The 271-nt window shown below is 41.0% G+C and carries 1 pseudogene; it reads right to left on the bottom strand.

Going from position 1 to position 271, the window contains the following annotated elements:
• Positions 1 to 271 (bottom strand): annotated as a pseudogene (locus N477_RS00650) (IS110 family transposase); the annotation flags it as partial.

Here is a 271-nt window from a genome sequence, read left to right as displayed (position 1 = left end):
GTAACGCCATTGATAAACATGATGAGAGAGTTCATTGTCTAGTCGCTCTAATCGTGTAGTTCGCTCGTTGATGGTTTGAATAAACTATTGTAAAACGATTTGTTGTGCAGGGTGTGGCAATACCAGTTCGGTAAGCCAATGTAAGTGTTTAAGGGACCAGTTTGCAGTGCCTGCATAGTTTATATTGTTGCGAAGAAGAAGTGCTTTTAACTGGTACTTAGCATCTTTTAAGTCTTTCATCGCGACTTCGCGAGCACGAGATAAATCACGA

The sequence above is a fragment of the Pseudoalteromonas luteoviolacea H33-S genome (assembly GCF_001625695.1).
Taxonomy (GTDB): Bacteria; Pseudomonadota; Gammaproteobacteria; order Enterobacterales; family Alteromonadaceae; genus Pseudoalteromonas; species Pseudoalteromonas luteoviolacea_B.
Note: the sequence above shows the minus strand (reverse complement) of the source record. Positions and strands in the feature narration are given on the sequence as shown.